Annotated in this window: 16 protein-coding genes; 5 read left to right on the top strand and 11 right to left on the bottom strand. The window is 65.2% G+C overall.

Annotated elements, in window-relative coordinates:
• The first annotated feature begins 26 nt into the window (after positions 1–26).
• From ABD833_RS09585 to ABD833_RS09575, 3 genes are all read left to right on the top strand, one after another.
• Positions 27–539: a DUF4920 domain-containing protein gene (locus tag ABD833_RS09585; protein ID WP_345072605.1), complete on the top strand. Its 513-nt coding sequence runs from the start codon at positions 27–29 to the stop codon at positions 537–539.
• Positions 540–932: 393 nt separating this feature from the next.
• Positions 933–3,077, top strand: a complete 2,145-nt coding sequence (gene ligA / locus ABD833_RS09580) for an NAD-dependent DNA ligase LigA (protein WP_345072604.1) — start codon at positions 933–935, stop codon at positions 3,075–3,077.
• A 140-nt stretch (positions 3,078–3,217) separates the two neighbouring features.
• Positions 3,218–3,610 (top strand): rhodanese-like domain-containing protein, encoded by a 393-nt coding sequence (locus ABD833_RS09575; protein ID WP_345072603.1) that lies wholly within the window; start codon positions 3,218–3,220, stop codon positions 3,608–3,610.
• Positions 3,611–3,823: 213 nt separating this feature from the next.
• On the opposite strand, the gene ABD833_RS09570 is transcribed toward ABD833_RS09575, so the two are convergent.
• Positions 3,824–4,756: a polysaccharide deacetylase family protein gene (locus ABD833_RS09570; RefSeq protein WP_345072602.1), complete on the bottom strand. Its 933-nt coding sequence runs from the start codon at positions 4,754–4,756 to the stop codon at positions 3,824–3,826.
• Positions 4,757–4,894: 138 nt separating this feature from the next.
• On the opposite strand from ABD833_RS09570, the gene dapA reads away from it, so the two are divergent.
• A complete protein-coding gene (gene dapA / locus ABD833_RS09565) occupies positions 4,895–5,764 on the top strand; it encodes a 4-hydroxy-tetrahydrodipicolinate synthase (RefSeq protein ID WP_345072601.1) in 870 nt (289 codons plus the stop codon).
• Positions 5,765–5,955: 191 nt separating this feature from the next.
• Here dapA and ABD833_RS09560 read toward each other — a convergent pair whose 3' ends face one another.
• The 3 genes from ABD833_RS09560 to ABD833_RS09550 form a co-directional block, all read right to left on the bottom strand.
• Positions 5,956–6,690 carry a (Fe-S)-binding protein gene (locus ABD833_RS09560; RefSeq protein WP_345072600.1) on the bottom strand — a complete coding sequence of 245 codons (735 nt, stop codon included), beginning with the start codon at positions 6,688–6,690 and terminating at the stop codon, positions 5,956–5,958.
• Between the two features lie 214 nt (positions 6,691–6,904).
• Positions 6,905–7,753, bottom strand: a complete 849-nt coding sequence (locus ABD833_RS09555; RefSeq protein WP_345072599.1) for a hydroxymethylglutaryl-CoA lyase — start codon at positions 7,751–7,753, stop codon at positions 6,905–6,907.
• 77 nt (positions 7,754–7,830) lie between these two features.
• Positions 7,831–8,379 (bottom strand): helix-turn-helix domain-containing protein, encoded by a 549-nt coding sequence (locus tag ABD833_RS09550; protein ID WP_345072598.1) that lies wholly within the window; start codon positions 8,377–8,379, stop codon positions 7,831–7,833.
• Positions 8,380–8,569: 190 nt separating this feature from the next.
• Here ABD833_RS09550 and ABD833_RS09545 point away from each other — a divergent pair, with 190 nt between their 5' ends.
• Positions 8,570–9,904 (top strand): peptidoglycan DD-metalloendopeptidase family protein, encoded by a 1,335-nt coding sequence (locus tag ABD833_RS09545; RefSeq protein WP_345072597.1) that lies wholly within the window; start codon positions 8,570–8,572, stop codon positions 9,902–9,904.
• Positions 9,905–10,034: 130 nt separating this feature from the next.
• On the opposite strand, the gene ABD833_RS09540 is transcribed toward ABD833_RS09545, so the two are convergent.
• The 7 genes from ABD833_RS09540 to ABD833_RS09510 form a co-directional block, all read right to left on the bottom strand.
• Complete coding sequence (locus ABD833_RS09540; RefSeq protein WP_345072595.1) at positions 10,035–10,631, bottom strand: hypothetical protein; 597 nt, start codon at positions 10,629–10,631, stop codon at positions 10,035–10,037.
• A 253-nt stretch (positions 10,632–10,884) separates the two neighbouring features.
• Positions 10,885–11,601 carry a hypothetical protein gene (locus tag ABD833_RS09535; RefSeq protein WP_345072594.1) on the bottom strand — a complete coding sequence of 239 codons (717 nt, stop codon included), beginning with the start codon at positions 11,599–11,601 and terminating at the stop codon, positions 10,885–10,887.
• Positions 11,598–13,379 (bottom strand): S8 family serine peptidase, encoded by a 1,782-nt coding sequence (locus ABD833_RS09530; protein WP_345072593.1) that lies wholly within the window; start codon positions 13,377–13,379, stop codon positions 11,598–11,600. Before ABD833_RS09530 ends, ABD833_RS09535 begins: the two co-directional genes overlap by 4 nt.
• A 205-nt stretch (positions 13,380–13,584) precedes the next feature.
• Positions 13,585–14,124, bottom strand: a complete 540-nt coding sequence (locus tag ABD833_RS09525) for a 2'-5' RNA ligase family protein (RefSeq protein WP_345072591.1) — start codon at positions 14,122–14,124, stop codon at positions 13,585–13,587.
• A 93-nt stretch (positions 14,125–14,217) separates the two neighbouring features.
• Positions 14,218–15,606, bottom strand: a complete 1,389-nt coding sequence (locus tag ABD833_RS09520) for a M28 family peptidase (RefSeq protein WP_345072590.1) — start codon at positions 15,604–15,606, stop codon at positions 14,218–14,220.
• A 231-nt stretch (positions 15,607–15,837) separates the two neighbouring features.
• Positions 15,838–16,398 carry a histidine phosphatase family protein gene (locus ABD833_RS09515; protein WP_345072589.1) on the bottom strand — a complete coding sequence of 187 codons (561 nt, stop codon included), beginning with the start codon at positions 16,396–16,398 and terminating at the stop codon, positions 15,838–15,840.
• A gap of 12 nt (positions 16,399–16,410) precedes the next feature.
• On the bottom strand, positions 16,411–17,409 hold the full coding sequence (locus ABD833_RS09510; protein WP_345072587.1) for a DUF1028 domain-containing protein: 999 nt from the start codon (positions 17,407–17,409) through the stop codon (positions 16,411–16,413).
• Positions 17,410–17,438 lie beyond the last annotated feature (29 nt).

The following is a 17,438-nucleotide window of genomic DNA, read 5'->3' as shown; positions in this document are numbered from 1 at the left end:
GCCTTCAACCCGTTACCCTCATTTCCATGAGCTTCAAGAATAGTGTTCTGACCGCCACCCTGGCGGCCATGGTCGCCTGCCAGGCGGCCCCGGCCACCGAAACTGCCGCCGCTACTTCAGCCCCGAAAACCGAAACCGCCACTCCTACCGGCAAAACCTACGGCGCGGCCATCACCGCCGACGGAGCCCGGCCGATGAGTGACCTGAGTAAAGCCCTGGGCACCCAGGATTCGGCGCGGGTGAAGCTGATAGGCAATGCCACCGGCGTGTGCCAGGCCAAGGGCTGCTGGCTGACCATGGCTACGCCCGACGGCCACGAAATGCGGGTCCGCTTCAAGGATTACGCCTTTTTTGTCCCTAAGAACATTACCGACAAAACCGTGGTCATCAACGGCTGGGCCCACCGCGAGGTGGTGCCGGTGAGCGACCTGCAGCACTACGCCAAAGACGCCGGCAAGTCGGCCCGGGAAATCGCGGCCATCACCGAGCCCGAGGAGCAGCTCAACTTCGAGGCCGACGGCGTGCTGGTGCAGGAGTAATCCGGCAGGTTCCAAGCCTGGCTCTCCTACTGTAATCGTCTGTCATCCCGAGCACAGCGAAGGACCTTCCTCGTAAATACCAGTCAGCTTTTGATTATAGCGAAAACGCGGTAGGGTGCGGGGCTTGCCCCCGCCCGTCGTGGAACGAACTCCTGGTGTTTTGTTCACCGACGGGCGGGGGCAAGCCCCGCACCCTACGGCGCTACGAGTATAATTTCCAAAGCCCTTTACCGCTCACTGGTGAAGGGCTTTGCGTTGAAAAAAGGGTAACAGAGAACGATGAGGAAGATCCTGCGCAGGCTCAGGATGACAGACGTAGTGGAAGATGCTTGGGCACCGGAAACATTTACCTTGAATTGCCGACCCTGACCTCCTGCCGGTTATTTTTGCCCCATGCCCGACCCGAATTCCATCCAGCACCGCATCAGTACGCTTACCGCGCGCCTGCACCACCTCAACTACCAGTACTACCAGAACGATATTTCCGAAATCCCGGACCAGGAATTCGATCAGCTGCTGGCCGAGCTGCAGGCCCTGGAAAAGGTCCATCCGGAGCTGGCGTTGGCCAACTCCCCTACCCAGCGCGTGGGCGGCACCATCACCAAGCAGTTCCCCACGGCCCAGCACAAGTACCCCATGCTCAGCCTGGGCAATACCTACTCCGAAGCCGACCTGCGCGACTTCGACGAACGAGTGCGCAAGGGGCTGGAGGGGGCGGAGTTTGCCTACGTCTGCGAAATGAAGTTCGACGGCGTGGCCATGAGCCTGACCTACGAACACGGCCAGCTCACCCGGGGCGTCACCCGCGGCGACGGCACCCGCGGCGACGTGGTGACCAGCAACGTGCGCACCATCAAGAACCTGCCTCTGCACCTGCGCGAGACGCCCGCTCCGCCCCCGGAATTTGAGGTGCGCGGCGAGATATTCCTGCCCCTGCCCGTATTTGAGGACCTGAACCGGGAGCGGGAGCAGAATGGCGAAGCCCTGCTGGCCAACCCCCGCAACGCGGCCAGCGGCACGCTCAAGCTCCAGGATTCGGCCGTGGTGGCTTCCCGCCGCCTGCGCTTTTTCGCCTACAGCTTCCTGAGCCCGGAGCGCAACGTATTTCCCAGCCACAGCGCCGCCCTCGAAGCCCTCAAAGCCTGGGGCCTGCCCGTGTCGGACACCTGGCGGCGCTGTACCTCACTGGCCGAGGTACTGGACTTCATTCATACCTGGGAAAAGAAGCGCTTTGAGCTGCCCGTGGCCACCGATGGCATCGTGATTAAGGTGGATGATTTCCAGCAGCAGGAAGCCCTGGGGTTCACGGCCAAAAGTCCGCGCTGGGCCATTGCCTACAAGTACCCCGCCGAGGCCGGCCGCACCCGCCTGAACGAGGTGCACTACCAGGTGGGCCGCACCGGGGCCGTGACGCCGGTGGCCCTGCTCACACCCGTGGCCCTGGCCGGCACGGTGGTCAAGCGGGCCTCCCTGCACAACGCCAACCAGATTGCCGCCCTCGACCTGCGCCTGGGCGATATGGTGTTCGTGGAGAAGGGCGGCGAAATCATTCCCAAAATCACCGGCGTCGACCTGACGGCCCGGCCCGAAGGCAGCCAGCCCATTCAGTACCCCACGGCCTGCCCGGCCTGCGGCACGCCGCTGCTCCGGCCCGGGGGCGAGGCCCACTTCCGCTGCCCCAACGACGAAAGCTGCCCGCCCCAGCTCAGGGCCCGCCTGGAGCACTACGTGTCGCGCAAGGCCCTGAACATCGACGGCCTGGGCGCCGAAACCGTGGGCCGCTTCGCCGAGCTGGCCCTGGTGCGCACCCCGGCCGATATCTACGACCTCACGGCGGAGAAGCTCACCGGCCTGGAGCGCCTGGGCGAAAAGTCCATTCAGAACCTGATCAACGGCATCGACGCCAGCAAGCAGGTGCCCTTCGACCGGGTGCTGTTCGGGCTGGGCATCCGCTACGTGGGCGAAACCGTGGCCGAAAAGCTGGCCGCCCACTACCGCACTATCGACGCCCTGCTGGCCGCCACGGCCCCCGAGCTGGCGGCGGTGCCCGAAGTCGGCGGCGTCATTGCCGAGTCGCTGGCCGCCTGGGCTACGCACGCCAGCAACCGGCAGCTTATCGAGCGGCTCCGCGCCGCCGGGGTGCAGCTGGCCCTGACGGGCGAGGCCCCGCAGGCGGTGAGCGACCGGCTGACGGGCCTCACGTTCGTGCTGTCGGGCGTATTTGAGCAGCACAGCCGGGAAGACTTGCAGCAGCTCATCACTCAGAACGGCGGCAAAATCACGGGCTCCATCAGCAAGAAGCTCAGCTTCCTGGTAGCCGGCGACAAGATGGGCCCCGCCAAGCGCGAAAAAGCCACCGAGCTCAAAGTGCCCATCATCTCCGAAACGGACCTGCTGGCCATGATTCCCGGCAGTACGGAACCTGATTCGGCCGACGAGGCTTTAGAGGCGGGTAGTGCGGGTGACCCTGAAGCTGCGCCCGAAGCCTTTCCTCCTACACCGTCCGGCAGCCCTGGAAAGCAGGCTTCACTGTTTTAACGCCTGATCAAGACCGTTATGCTGAGCGCAGCCGAAGCATCTTGCACTAGCCGTTTGACTTAGTAATCCAGCGTCAGCACGCGAGATGCTTCGGCTGCGCTCAGCATGACACCCATTTTTACATTTTCTTCCCCACCCTTATGCTCCGCCCCTTCCTTTCTACCATCACCAGCCTGCTGGTTTTCGCCCTGTCAACCGCCACCCCGGCTATGGCCCAGACCAAGGTTCCGGTGACGGACCTGGCCGTCACTCAAAAGCTGGTGAAGCAGCGGCAGGTAGTCGTGCTCGACGTGCGCACACCGGCCGAATATGCCACCGGCCACCTGCGCCAAGCGCAGAACCTGGACTTTAAAGCCGCTGACTTCCCCGCCAAAGTAGCCGCGCTGGACCCCGCCAAAACTTACGTGCTCTACTGCGCTTCCGGCAACCGCAGCGGCCAGGCTGCCGCGCTGATGCAGGAAAAAGGCTTCCCGAAAGTGGTGAACGGCGGTGCGTTTAAGGACCTTAAAGCCGCTGGCGTGAAAACAGAGTAGTGAGCTTTACCCCAACCTGTCATTGTGAGCATTCTACGCCTCAAGCAGAGACGAAGCAATGCGTCTTCTGAAATGCGTTAAGCCCCATGTAAAGCAAAAGCCCCGACGTGAATTCACGTCGGGGCTTTCTGCTGTTACAAAGTTTGGCTCATTTCACAGGACGGATTGACGCCGCTTGATGCGCGGAATGTCTCGCCTGCTCGCAAGGACAGGCTAGAAACTCTGCACGATGCTGTTGTGCAGGGTGCGGGGGCTCCAGTAGCCGCTGGCAATGATGCGGCGGATGGTGAACAACGGGTCAATCGGGTCGCGCTTCTCGGCCAGAATGTAGGCGCCCACGAAGCCGCGCTTCTTGAGCTCCGGAATAGCCTGCTGGTTCCAGAGGCCGAAGGGGAAGGCGAAGTACTTGATCTTCTTGCCCGTGATTTCCTCCAGCGTCTTGGTTGGCTTTTCGATCTGCGTCACCCAGTCCTGGCCCTGGTACTTCTTCACGTTGTGGTGGTCCCAGGTGTGGGAGCCGATAACGTTGCCTTCGTCGGAAAGCTGCTTCACCTGCGCCTTGCTCATGTAGTTCGGGCGGCCCAGGCTTACGGTCATGATGAAGTAGACGGCTTTGAAGCCGTACTTATCCAGCGTGGGGCGGGCCACGGTGAACTGGTCGAGGTCGGTGTCGTCGAAGGTGAGCATGATGGGCTTGCTCGGCAGCTTGGCCCCAGTGGTGAGGTAGGCGTAGAGCTGGTCGGGCAGCACGGTGTGGTAGCCCGAATCGGCCAGCATCTTGATCTGGTCGCGGAAAGCCTGCTCGGGTACGATGTAGTCCTTGGCGTTTTTCGAGTCCTTGGGCCGCCAGTTGCGGATCTGGTGGTAGCACAGGATGGGCACCTGCGGGCGGGCCGTGATGGTGGCCGCATCGGCGATGCTGCCGGCCGGAATGCTCGACGGGTCGGGGGCGGGCGTGGCGTTGGCTTCGGCCTCGGCGGTGGCGGCGGTGCCCGAGGTTACGGGCGTGCCGGCGGAGTCGGCGGCCAGGGCTTCGGCAGTGGGGCTGGCGGCTTCCGAAGCGGTGGCGGGCTTGGTTTCGCAGGCCGTGAAGAGCGTGCTGGCGGCCAGGGCGGTGGCGGCCACGAAAAGCGGGGTACGGAACAAAATCGGGCGGAAAAATAACGCCGGCGGGAAGCCGACCAGGTACTTTTGAGAAGAGAAAGACGCGGGCAACGGCCGGGGCCGGCAGCTTTGTACCTTTGCCCGACGTTCCCGCCTACAAAACAACAGCTTAATTCCCGCATGGACAAACTCCGTGGCACCGGCATTGCCCTCATCACGCCCTTCACCCCCGCTCCCGACCACGCCGTAGACTACCCCGCCCTGCGGCGGCTGCTCGATTTCTGCATTGAGGGCGGCGTGGAATACCTCGTCGTCAACGGCACTACCGGCGAGTCGCCGACGGTGACGGCGGAGGAAAAAACCGAGATTCTGCGCGTCTGCAAAGAGCACGTCGCCGGTCGTGTGCCGCTCGTATACGGCATCGGCGGCAACGACACGGCCGGCCTCGAAACCCTGCTGCGCACCACCGACCTCGACGGCATCGACGCTATCCTGTCGGCCAGCCCGGCCTATAGTAAGCCCAGCCAGCAGGGAATCATCCAGCACTACCTGCGCCTGGCCGATCTGAGTCCGCTGCCCATCATCCTCTACAACGTACCCGGCCGCACCAGCTCCAACCTGACCGCCGACACCACGCTGCGCCTGGCCCAGCACCCCAACATCATCGGCATCAAGGAAGCCAGCGGCAACCTGGAGCAGGGCATGGCCATTGCCGCCCGCAAGCCCGCCGGCTTTATGCTCATCAGCGGCGACGACATGCTGACCACGCCCATGATTTCGTTCGGGGCCGTGGGCGTCATCAGTGTCCTCGGCAACGCCTTCCCGAAGCGTATGAGCGACATGACCCGCGCCGCCCTGGCCGGCGACTTCACCCGGGCCACCGAGCTGCTGTTCGGGTTGCTGCCCCTGAACCCGCTGATGTATGAGGAAGGCAACCCCGTGGGCGTGAAAGCCGTGCTCGAAGCCCAGGGCATCTGCGCCGGCGCCGTGCGCCTGCCCCTGCTCGAAGCTACCAGTGGCCTGAAGGAGCGGATTCACCGGGTGATGTGAGCCTCACCCCAACCCTCTCCTAAGGGAGAGGGAGCCTGACGGCGCTAACGAACCAACGCCACTGCTTCTCAGCAGTGGCGTTGGTGTTGTGCGGAACCTGTGGTAGCAGTTGCGGAGGCGTAAGCCGACGTAGCTGCGCAGAACCGGGGCGTCAGGCTCCCTCTCCTTTAGGAGAGGGCCGGGGTGAGGCCCTACCACCCGCTGGCCAGCACATCGGCGACGTGCATGGTTTTGATGGGCTTTTTCTCGCGGCGGATGTAGGCGTCCAGGTGCATCAGGCAGCTGGTGTCGGTGCTGATGAGGTAGTCGGCGCCGGTGGCCAGGGCGTGCTCTACTTTCTGCTGGGCCATGGCGACCGAAATGGCTTCGAACTTCACGGCGAAGGTGCCGCCGAAGCCGCAGCAGGTTTCGGTCTCGGCCATTTCCAGGCGCTCCAGGCCCTGCACCGCGTCGAGCAGCTGGCGCGGGGCCGCGCGGATGCCGCACTCCCGCAGCGCGGCACAGGAATCGTGGTAGGTGTACTTGCCGGCGAGCTGCGCGCCGGCAATGCTCGGCACGCCCAGCACGTCCACGATGAACTCGGTCAGCTCGAAGATGCGGCGCTGCACGCCATGGTAGCGGCTTTGGTCAGCGGTGCCCTCAAACAGCCCGGCGTAGGCGTTGCGCACCATGCCCACGCAGGAAGCCGAGGGGCTCACGATGTAGCGGCCCTCGGCCGGGGGGAAATCGTTGAGAAACTTGGTGGCTACCTCGCAGCTTTCGGTCTTGTAGCCAGCGTTGTAGGCCGGTTGGCCGCAGCAGGTCTGGTTGCCGTTGTAGTGCACCGCGCAGCCCAGCTTTTCGAGCACCTTCACCATATTCATGGCGGTGGACGGAAACAGCTGATCCACGAAACAGGGAATGAACAGGTCGACGGCAGTAGGCATGGCGTGTGGTGTGGTGTGGTTCGTTGGTAACGTCTGTCATCCTGAGCAGAGCGAAGGGCCTTCCCCTTGGTTCTCAGCGAAGCTCGTTGAAAGCCCAAAGACCGCTATTTTTGGTCGGAAAAGGGTTTCGGGTATTGAAATGAATTTCCCGGGCGGCAAGAGGAAGGTCCTTCGCTCTGCTCAGGATGACAGACGATTTCTCAGATCAAACAGATTAGAAGTGGAACACGCTGCCCGCCGCCGCCTGTGCCCGCGCAAACGCGCCCAGATCCAGCCCTAGCTCTTCTCCCTGCTCCGCGAAATACGCCATCAGGTTCTCGGTAGCCATATTCCCCGTCAGCTCGTCGGCGGCCATGGGGCAGCCGCCGAAGCCGCCGATAGCGCCGTCGAAGCGGCGGCAGCCGGCCTGGTAGGCGGCCGCCACTTTCTCGCGCCAGGTGGCGGGCGTGGTATGCAGGTGGGCGCCGAACTCCAGGGCGGGAAAAGCCGGAATCAGCTGGCTGAACAGCGGCGTGATGGTAGCCGGCGACGAAGCCCCGATGGTATCGGACAGCGCCACGATGCCCACGCCCAGATCTGACAGCGTCTGGGTGAACCCGGCCACGATTTCGGGGTTCCACGGGTCGCCGTAGGGGTTACCGAAGCCCATCGACAGGTAGGTAACCAGCTGCTTGCCGGTCCGCTCGCACAGGCTCTGCATCCGCGCCAGCTCGGCCAGCGCCTCCACGATGCTCTTGTTGGTGTTGCGCTGCTGAAACGTCTCCGACACCGACAGCGGGAAGCCGATATACTCGATTTCGGGAAAAGTGGCCGCCGTTTCCGCCCCGCGCAGGTTGGCCACGATGGCCAGCAGCCTGGTTTTAGTCTGGCTCAGATCCAGGCCCGCCAGCACTTCGGTAGTGTCGCGGAGCTGGGGAATGGCTTTGGGCGACACGAAAGAGCCGAAATCCAGGGTATCGAAGCCTACGGCCAGCAAAGCCTGGAGGTAGGCGGTTTTGGTGGCGGTGGGAATGAACCCGGTCAGGCCCTGCATGGCGTCGCGGGGGCATTCGATGAGCTTCATAAGCGGGAGCAGTTGGTGGACGAGGCCCCAAAGGTAGCGGCTGCCATGACAACCGCGCCGCGCCCCTTTTGTCCCGCCTACTGCACCACCCCGAACCGGGAGCCCCGCACGTCCGGGATAATGGTGCGGGTGGTGAAAGGCTCGTTGCCGAGCATGCCGCCCAGGCCGGAAAAGCGCGTCAGCAAATTCTGCATTACGGTGGTGCCCTCCACGTAGGTCACCGTTTGGAGCGGCACGGTAGCGGGGCCCAGGTGCAGCGCCTCGGCCGTAGCTACCGTGTAGGACGTGAGCGTTTTGCCCCAGGAATTTACCGGCGTGATGCGCGTCTGCACGAAGTCCGGGTCGGCGCGCAGGGCCGGGGCGACGGGCAGCCGCACCAGCGCGGGCGCAGCGGCGGGCGCCAGGCCGTTTTCGGTCCGGTCCACCGGCAACGGCTCCGGCCGGAAGTCTTCCAGGGCCACGCCGAGCGCCGCCGCCAACGCCCGTACCGTGTGGCCGCGCGGCACCGTGTCGCCCTGCTCCACCCGCTGAATGGTGCGCAAACTCACTCCCGACTGCTCGGCCAGCAGCTCCCGGGAAAAGCCTTTACTCTTGCGGATGGTCTGAATACGGACAGCAGAAAACATAGCGGGTAAGGTAGGAGCCTAACAATCGGCTAATAACACGGCTTTCTGCCGGGGCTTACCCGCGGAATATCCGACCTGGCCGGCAGCCCGACCTTTACCTCCGCTCCACGCAAAGGCGTACCAGGCCCGGGCCGCCAAACGAACTACCCACCCCCAAACCGGGTTTATGGGCTTGTATCAATTCCCGTCGATGTCCGCTATCCGCCTGTCCTTCCGCCTACTGCTCTTCGTATTCCTCATCTCCGCCTGCGGCAAGCAGCAAACCCTGCGGGGCATCTTCCAGAAAGGCACCGCCCACCAGGAATATGCCCGCCGCCTGCGCCAGGCCCACCTCGACGAAACGGCCCTGGGCCGCGACTGGCTGGCCGCCGCCGATCAGGCCCTGCGCGACTCGCTGGTCGTGACGCTGCCCTTCCGGGAAACCGGCTTTTTCCGTGCCGACCGCGCCACCGCGGCGGCTTACCGCTACGCCGTGCGGACCGGCGAGCAAATCAACATCACCCTGCAGCTGGCCCCCGGCTCCGATGCCCACGTCTTTCTGGATGCCTTCGAGCTGAGCCCCGACCGGACTGCCCCGCGCCTGCTGGCATCAGCCGATACCGCCGCGCTGTCGTTCAGCTACACCGTGGCAGACGACCGCCAGCATTTGCTGCGCGTGCAGCCCGAGCTGCTGCGCACCGGCCGCTACACTCTGCGCATTCAGCGGGCTCCCTCCCTGGGCTTCCCGGTGCAGGGCAAAAGTGACGCCGCCGCCGGCAGCTTCTGGGGTGCCGACCGCGACAACGGAGCCCGCCGCCACGAGGGCATCGACATTTTTGCCCGGCGCGGCACGCCCGTAGTGGCAGCCGCAGCGGGCCTGATTACCCGCACCGGTGAAACTCCGCTGGGTGGCAAGGTGGTCTGGCTGGCGGATGCCACCCACGGGCAGCATCTCTATTATGCTCACCTCGATAAGCAGCTCGTGCAGGCCGGGCAGCTCGTGAAAGCCGGCGACACGCTGGGGCTGGTAGGCAACACCGGCAACGCCCGCACTACCCCGCCCCACCTGCACTTCGGCGTGTACCGCGCCGGCCGCGGGGCCGTAGACCCGTTTCCGTTTGTGCGCCGCGCCGACGCCGTGCCGGCCGCTCCCACCACCCAACCCGAACGCCTGGGCCAGTGGGTGCGGGTGAGGGACAAACAAGCTGCCCTGCGGCTGAGTCCGGGAGCAAAGGGCGCTGCCGCCGCCGTACTGGCCCGCAACACGCCCCTTTTCGTGGTGGGCAGCCAGGCCAGCTGGTACCGCGTGGAGCAGCCCGACGGGCGCGTGGGCTACGTGGCGGCGAAGTCGGTGGTGCCCGCCGCGCCCCTGCGCCGCGAGTCCTTAACCGCCGCCGCCGATCTGTACACCCTGCCCCGGGCCGGCGCCACTGCTTTGGATTCCCTACCGGCCCGGAGTACGGTAGCCGTGCTGGGTGAATTCGGGGGCTTCCGGCTGGTGCGCAACGGGGCAGGTTTGGTGGGCTGGCTGGGCCCGCAGGGTTGAGCGGAACCCGAGCACCAATGGCCAGCATCGGCAAACCTGGCTGCCGGACAATTTCAGGTTGTACCAACCAAAAAGCCGCCCCGCTGAAAATTCAGCGGGGCGGCTTTTTGGTTGACCACTGCGGCCGGTACTATTCGGCTACCACTACGGCTTTCTGCTGCTTTTTGTCGAAGGCAATGCGGCGCTCCTTGCCGGCGGCCGTCACGTAGTCGAAGCCGACGGCGCGGGTATCGGCTTTCACCGACGTCCAGGCCTGGGCATCAACTTCCCCGGGCTGGGTAGCCGTTTTGGCCACGGCGGGCTGCACGAAACGGTCGTCGGCGAAGAAACTGTTCATGCCGCGCAGGATGGCAATTTCCTTGTCGCGCACGGTGGCGGCCTGCGGGTCGTCAAGCTGGCGCTCATCGAGCAGGGCCGTGGCGGGCATCACTTCTTTGCGCAGCGTGTCGCCGGCGCTGTTCAGAATGATGAAGCGGGCCTGGCCGTTCATGATTTTGGGGCCCTGCAGCTGAAGGATGAAGTTATCCTTGGTTTTGGTGTTGGAGAAATAATGCGCCGCCCGGACCGTATTGAGCACCGTCCGGCCGGTTACGCGGGCCGTGGTGGTGGGGGGCGTGTACACTCTGTCGGCGTTCCGGGACGTGCCAACTTCACGCTCCGTATTCAGACACGAGGTCAATTGGAGCAGTACGGAGGCCGAAACGGCACAAAGAACTAGTTTTTTCATTGGGGGGTAAGCAACCATCGTCTAATCAGTTCGGCAAAATACAAAACCTCCCGGCACCACGCGTAAGCAAAACCGGGAGTGGAGAAGCGTCTGGCTTGGAGGCCGGCCGGTTGGCGAAATCGTGTACAGCAAAAATAGCCCCAGGGTTGCGCGCGGTAAACCGAGGCGGGATGAGAGGGTGCAATAGTGCGTTTGACGTTCCGCCGGCGCAGATTGTGCATCAGGCCCGGACAGAACAACTCCCCATTTCACCTTACAGCCAGCTCAGCTCCAGACCCAGCACCCAGCGGGGTAGCTCGGGGTAGCGGGCCTGATCGGCGGGGCGAAATACGTCGGAGAAGCGGTAGCGGCCTACCAGCGCGTAGCGGCCCGAGCCCAGCCGGGTGCCCGCGCCATAGGTCCAGCGGTTCACGTAGGTCAACCCGCGCTCCGCAGTTTGCACCCGGCGGGCGCCGGCAGTGGCGCCATCTGCATAATGATGCACCGAGCTGATAACCCAGCCGCCCCAGCCCAGCACATCCACGTAGCGGCCGATGGCGTTGCCGCGCCGGCCGAAATTCAGCCGCAGGAAACCCTCGGTCTGCACCTGGGGCAAAGCCAGATACTCCCGGCGGTGCAGCCTCGGGTTGGGCACCACTTTCTGCGCGTTCTGCGCCAGCTGATACACCGGCCGGGCGTAGCGGGCATCCAGGCCCAGCGCCACCTGCCGGGTGAGCCGCCACTTGTTGCGCACCCCCAGCTGCACCTCGGCCGAGCGGCCGTAGCGCAGCTGCGCCCCTTCCCGGCTGGCACCGGCCACGAAGCCATAGCTCAGGTAGGCGTGGTTGTAGTAGGCCCGGTTCGGCCCAAAGGTGGCCCGCACCGTATCCTCGGCCACACTTTCGCGCAGCAAAACGCGCTGAGCGAGCGTACTCAGCGGAAGCAGGCTTAACAGCAGGCCCGGCAAAATCAGACGTAGCGGGCGCCTCATTGCACGAAATAGCTTTGGGTGAAGCCCCGGTACTGCACCCGCACCGTATCGCCGGGGTGCAGCTGGCGGCGCGGGATGCGCAGCACGGCGCGCTGGGTAACGGCGCGCACCTCGTAGGCGCGCAGCACGTTGCGGCGGTCGGCAACGTGCCAGTAGAGGTAATCGGGGTGGGCGGGCGGCAGCGGCGCGGGGTCTGCTGGGGTGAAGGGTGCAGCCCGGGCGGTTTCGCTGAGCACCGGCCCTTCCCGGCCCAAAGCGGGCACTTTGGCCGTTTCATCGGCCCGGGGCATCATCTCCGCAGAGTCGGCGTAGAGTGGCAACGAGCGGACCGCCAGCAGGGCGGCTTCGGGCCGGATCAGGACGGCCAGCAGGCTGTCCTGAAGCACAAAATCGAAGGTCGGAGCCAGCGTAGGGTCGGCTGACTTTTGGGTGAAGAAGCGGGCCTGGGGTGTGCCGTAGCCATGGGCGTAGTCGAAATACGGGTAGAGGTCGGCTGACTCCTGGATTTTCCCGAACAGCTGCATCACCGTGAGGCCCCGCTCCTGCTGCCAGGCGCAGGCCGCGAACCCCGCCAGCAGCGGACTGGCGAAGGACGTGCCCTCCACCACCGAATAGCCCCCGGGGGCCGCGGCCAGCACCGAGCCAAACGCCACTACGTTGGGCTTCAGCCGGCGGTCGGCGCTGGGACCGTAGCTGCTGAAGCCGATGTGCAGGTAAGTGTCCGGGTCGAGGCCACCCACGGCCAGCACCGAGTCGCCGTCGGCGGGGGTGCCGATGGTGCGCCATTCGTCCCGGTCGCCGTCGTTACCGGCGGCATTCACTACCAGGATGCCCTTGCGCACGGCCAGCGCGGCGGCCCGGGCCACCAGGCTGGTGCGGCCATTCATCTGCTCGGGGAAGTAGCGGCGGTCGGTGTAGCCCAGGGAGGAGTTGATGATGTCGGCCCCGTGGCGGTCGGCCCACTCGGCGGCGGCCAGCCAGGCTTCTTCTTCGGCGTAAATCTCGCGCAGGGCCCGCTCGGTGCGGGCCAGCAGAAACTCCGCCTGGGGGGCCAGCCCCAGCGGGGTGCCATCGGGCAGCCGGCCCGCCAGGCACGACAGCACCTCGGTACCGTGGGCGCCGCCGACGAATACGTTGGACTCGTCGCGGACGAAATCGTGAGTGAGCACCACGCGCTTGTCCTGAAACAGCTGCTGAAAAGCCGGATGCTTGTCGGCCCCGCTAAAGCCTACGTCGAAGATGGCGATGCGCAGCCCCTGCCCGGCGAGGTTGGCCTGCCGAAAAGCGGGGCCACCCAGGCTGGCAGTCTGCCGCCGGGCCAGCTGCCGGTCGGCCGCCGACACCGCCATCTTTCCCCCATCCCGCATGAGCCGGCCGGCCGGGATGAGCGGGGCCGCCGGGCGCAGCTCCACCGCCAGCACGCCAGGCAGCCGCCGCAGCGCCGCCGCCTGGACGGGCGTGGCGCGGCAGGCCACGGCATTGAACCAGCGGCTGACCAGCGTCACGGTATCGGCCACGGCGCGAATCTGACGTACGTAGTCGGTCCGCACGGGGAAGTCGGTACTGTCGCAGGCGGGCAGGTGCTGGCGCCGGCGGCGGGCCTGAGCGGGCGGGGCGAAGTAGCGGGCGGCATCGAAAGTCACCCCGGCCTTGTCGCGCAGCCGCACCCAGTACGCGGCGGGCGCTGGTTGAGCTACCGCGGACCCGGACCCGCTAAAAAGGACGACCGCACAGCCGACCAGCCCCAGCGGGCGGGCGAAAGCACGCAGAGAAGACAAAAAAGCAAGGACTGCCATATACGGGGCCGAAGGTACGACGCGCACCGGGTAGGGCCGGCATTTCCTTTTACTCTCCTTTACTGCCCGGCCGTCATTTCCTTTTACTGCCCGGCCGTCATTTCCCGCAGAGGTCCGCAGAGGCATGCGCAGAGGTGACGCAGAGGGTGGGCGCCCGGCATAGCCTAGGAATATAACTCGCCAAAGCTCAGGAACCGAGTGGGAAATCTTCCACCCGGATCCACTGCTGACCATCGTGGCGGAACAGGGTGAGCGTGCGCACTTCGAAAGTGGCGGCGAAGGTGCGGGCGGCAAAATCCTGGCGGAGCGCCGGCACCTGGGCGGCGGGCAGGTCGCGGGTAGCCAGGGTCAGGTGCGGCGTAAATGGCCGGGCTTCGGGCGCTACGGCGGGCAGCCGGGTAGCGCACCAGGCCAGCAGGGCGGCGTGGCAGCTGCGCAGGGCGGCGGCTTCGGTTACGCGCACGAAAAGCGTCCGGTCGCCGAACCAGTCAAAGTTTTCCAGCCCTACCAGGAATGGCTGCCGGGCCGCGGCAAAAGCCCGCAGCGTTTGGCGGCAGCTGGCCTCGAACTCCGCGGGTTGGCGCGTGGGCGGAATCAGGGTGATGTGGGCGGGCAGCCGGACGGCGTTGCGGCTGCCGGTTCGCTGCCGCACTGCCTGCTTCAGCGCCCACACCTGCCCCAGCACGGGCTCCGGCGGCAGCAGCGCAACAAGAAACAGCTGTTTCACTGAGAGCAACGAACAAGTAGGAATGATCAATTAGCGGCACTTGTTACTTCGCGGGGCTGGGCAGGACAAGACCTGCACTACTTGCTCGTTGGCTTATAAGCCGTACTTGCTGAGCAGGTAGATCAGGCTGGCCATGCTGGCTCCGCCGAGCTCCAGCTCCCGCCGGTTCACTTTGTCGAAGGTGTCGGCGGCGGTGTGGTGGATGTCGAAGTAGCGCTGGGAGTCGCAGTCGTAGCCAATCAGGGCGTTGGCTTGGTCCTTCAGCGGGCCAATATCGGTACCGGCGTGGCCGGCGGAAAACAGGCCGCTGAAGTAGGGCCGCAACAGCGGCTGCCACTGCTGAATGCGCTGCACCGTAGCCGCGGGCGCCTCAATGTTGAAGCCCCGAGGGGTGAAGCCGCCCCCGTCCGACTCCATGGCGGCCAGATGCTTTTCGTTGGCCGCCCGGGCCAGCTCGGCGTACCTGGTGCCGCCCCGAACGCCGTTTTCCTCGTTCATGAAGAGCACGGCCCGCACGGTGCGCTCGGGCTTAAGGCCGGTGGCACGTAGCAGGCGCAGCACTTCCATGCTCTGCACGCAGCCCGTGCCATCGTCGTGGGCCCCCTGGGCCAGGTCCCAGGAATCGAGGTGGCCCCCGACGGCAATGATTTCGCCGGGGTATTTGGAGCCCTTGATTTCACCCACCACGTTGTAGGATTTCACCTCGGGCAGAGTTTCGCAGCTCATTTCCAGCTCGAAGGTCAGGCCGGGGTCGGCTTTGAGGAGCTGGCTGAGCTCATCGGCCCCGTTGGTGCTGAGGGCGGCGGCGGGCACTTTGGTCACGGCTTCGTCGTAGCGCATGGCGCCGGTGTGGGGGAAGTCGTCGTGGGCCAGGCTCAGGGAGCGGACCAGGGCGCCTGCGGCCCCGCGCCGGGCCGCTTCCACGGCCCCGTTGCGGCGCTGATCCCCGGCTTCGCCGTAGGCCTTGCCCGTCTCGATGTGCACCGGGTTCATGGGGCGGTTGAAGAACACGAACTTGCCCTTTACCTTGTCGGCGGGCAGGGCGGCCAGCTCGGCCCAGGTTTTCACCTCCACTACCCCGGCCCGCAGCTTGCCACCGGTACCCACCGAGCCCCCCAGCGCGCAGATGTTCATACTGATACCCTTGCCTTTAGCGGGCTTGATCTCGCCTTTTTCTTTAGCTCCCCGCACCCAGTGCGGCACCATCACTTCCTGCAGGTACACGCGGTCGAGGCCCAGCTTTTCCATCGTCACCTTGCCCCAGTCCACCGCCAGCTGGGCCTGGGGCGAACCGCTCAGCCGCCCGCCGATGCGGCCCGTCAGGTAGCGCAGGTTTTCGTAGCTCTGCCCGTGGAGCAGGGCCTCGTCGTAGATTTTGCGGATGTTGACCGAGTCAGTTTTGGCAGTGGTCTGGGCGTGGGCCGTGAGGGTCAGGAAGCCAAGGCCCGAAACCAGCAGGCTCCGACGGAAGATTGAGCGCATAACGAATGATATTCAGCGAGGAAAAAGCCGGGCAGACCGCTGCAGGAAGTTCTGACGGGGCAGCCCAGACGGGCTAAGGTAACAGGAAACGTGAGCGGGGCGGCTTCTGAGGTGGTATTTGGGGTGGTGCCACGACTCAAAGTCGTGGTACCACTATCGTTGCTGATGCCGGACGGTCGTTCAACGATAGTGGTACCACGACTTTGAGTCGTGGCACCACCCCCCCGGGCTTTACTGAGGTTTTGGAGCCGCCGACCCCGAAGCCGCGCCGTACTGCCGGGCCTTGGCCGTAGCGGTACCCGTCGGGGCCAGCTTCACTTCCAGCAAATAGCTGTACTCGGCATCGGCTACGGTGGGCACGGGCCGGGGGGCGCCCAGGGCTTCGGCCGTTTCCAGAATGGTGTTGGAATGACCAATCACAACCACCGTTTTGCCCGCATACTCCGTCCGGATGCGGGCCGCCAAAGCGGGCAGCTGCCGGGCATCATACACCCGCGGGGTCAGATTCAGCGTGGCGGCCAGGGGCGCGACGGTGGTGCGGGTGCGTTTGGTATCGGTGGTGAAGATGGCCGCCACGGGCCGCCGGCGCAGCTTTTTCTGCAGCGCCCGAGCCCGCTGCTCCCCGGCCGGGGTTAGCGCCGGGTCGGGGAGGCCGGGCGTGAGGTCTTTTTCGGCGTGGCGCACGATGTAGACGGTGGTAGCCTTGGGGCGGGACTGGGCCCACAGCCCGGATGCGCTAAGCAGCACAACCAGGGCAGCCAGCAGGCAGCGAAACGAGAAGGCAAGGCGCATTACGAAAGCACGTTATTTCAGGGTCAGAATCTGATTCAGCTCGGCGGGGCTCACCGTGAGCAGGCCCACCTTGGGCAGGCGGCCGGTGAGGGTGCGCCAGTTGGGCTCCTGCCGGAAAATGGGACCCAACAGGGCCAGCGCCGCAGGCAGCTGCTGCTTGTTGGCCAGCGCAATGGCGTGCCAGTACTGCATTTCCAGGTTCTGCGGAAACATCTTCTCCGCCGCCTCATATTCGCGGATGGCCCCGGGCATGTCGTTTTTTTCCACGGCCAGGTCGCCGGCGTTCATGTGCTCATAGGCCCGGTGCAGGCTCAGCAAACGGTCCAGCTCCGCCAGGGGGGCGGCGTGGTCGTCGACCCGCAGGTCGATGAGACGGTCGTCCCAGGGCGTGGCGGTGGCTTTGCCGCGCACCACCAGCAGCGCGGCCGACTGCCGGCCCCGAATGTCGCCGCCCGCGGCCTGGGCCGCCGCCAGGGCCGCCAGCACCCGCTCGGCCAGGGGCAGCGTCGCGTTCTGCTCGTAGGCTTTAGCCATGGCGGGCCACACGGTGGCGTTCAGCATCATGTTGGCCTGCACCGAAAACTGCCTTCCGGTCTGCTGGCCGGCCAGGTCGATACATTTTTTGCCGGTATGAGTGGCCACGTTACCCTTGGCATCGAGGATGGATACCTGGCGTACGTCGCGGCCTTCATCGGTAGCCAGCAGCTCGGTGAGCGTCTGCTGCGCGGTTTTGCCGCTTTTCAGCAAGGCCAGTCCGCGCGGCCCGAAGGACTTGTTGGTGAACGACTGCGTGGCCACCACGCCCACGCCGGCCTCGCCCCAGCTGACGGCGGTGCCCACCGAAAACCAGTGGCTCTGCACGGCCACGGCCATATCACCGGTGAGCGGGTCGCGGGCCACGATGGAAAAGGTGTGGGCCAGCGGATCGGTGGTGGAGTACACCTGGGCCGAGGCGCCGGGGCTTAGCAATACGGTGCATACCAGGGCTAGCAAAGACAAGAACTTAATCATAGATAAAAGAGGATTGGGTTGAAAAGTGG

The organism is Hymenobacter fastidiosus (genome assembly GCF_039539565.1).
In the GTDB taxonomy this organism is placed as follows: Bacteria; Bacteroidota; Bacteroidia; order Cytophagales; family Hymenobacteraceae; genus Hymenobacter; species Hymenobacter fastidiosus.
This window is presented reverse-complemented; position numbering and strand designations above follow the sequence as displayed.

Excerpts from the sequence above, each read along its gene's own strand:
- ABD833_RS09585 (WP_345072605.1), top strand. The coding sequence starts at position 27 with ATGAGCTTCAAGAATAGTGTTCTGACCGCCACCCTGGCGGCCATGGTC.
- ligA (WP_345072604.1), top strand. The coding sequence starts at position 933 with ATGCCCGACCCGAATTCCATCCAGCACCGCATCAGTACGCTTACCGCG.
- ABD833_RS09575 (WP_345072603.1), top strand. The coding sequence starts at position 3,218 with ATGCTCCGCCCCTTCCTTTCTACCATCACCAGCCTGCTGGTTTTCGCC.
- dapA (WP_345072601.1), top strand. The coding sequence starts at position 4,895 with ATGGACAAACTCCGTGGCACCGGCATTGCCCTCATCACGCCCTTCACC.
- ABD833_RS09560 (WP_345072600.1), bottom strand. The coding sequence starts at position 6,690 with ATGCCTACTGCCGTCGACCTGTTCATTCCCTGTTTCGTGGATCAGCTG.
- ABD833_RS09555 (WP_345072599.1), bottom strand. The coding sequence starts at position 7,753 with ATGAAGCTCATCGAATGCCCCCGCGACGCCATGCAGGGCCTGACCGGG.
- ABD833_RS09550 (WP_345072598.1), bottom strand. The coding sequence starts at position 8,379 with ATGTTTTCTGCTGTCCGTATTCAGACCATCCGCAAGAGTAAAGGCTTT.
- ABD833_RS09545 (WP_345072597.1), top strand. The coding sequence starts at position 8,570 with ATGTCCGCTATCCGCCTGTCCTTCCGCCTACTGCTCTTCGTATTCCTC.
- ABD833_RS09540 (WP_345072595.1), bottom strand. The coding sequence starts at position 10,631 with ATGAAAAAACTAGTTCTTTGTGCCGTTTCGGCCTCCGTACTGCTCCAA.
- ABD833_RS09535 (WP_345072594.1), bottom strand. The coding sequence starts at position 11,601 with ATGAGGCGCCCGCTACGTCTGATTTTGCCGGGCCTGCTGTTAAGCCTG.
- ABD833_RS09520 (WP_345072590.1), bottom strand. The coding sequence starts at position 15,606 with ATGCGCTCAATCTTCCGTCGGAGCCTGCTGGTTTCGGGCCTTGGCTTC.
- ABD833_RS09515 (WP_345072589.1), bottom strand. The coding sequence starts at position 16,398 with ATGCGCCTTGCCTTCTCGTTTCGCTGCCTGCTGGCTGCCCTGGTTGTG.
- ABD833_RS09510 (WP_345072587.1), bottom strand. The coding sequence starts at position 17,409 with ATGATTAAGTTCTTGTCTTTGCTAGCCCTGGTATGCACCGTATTGCTA.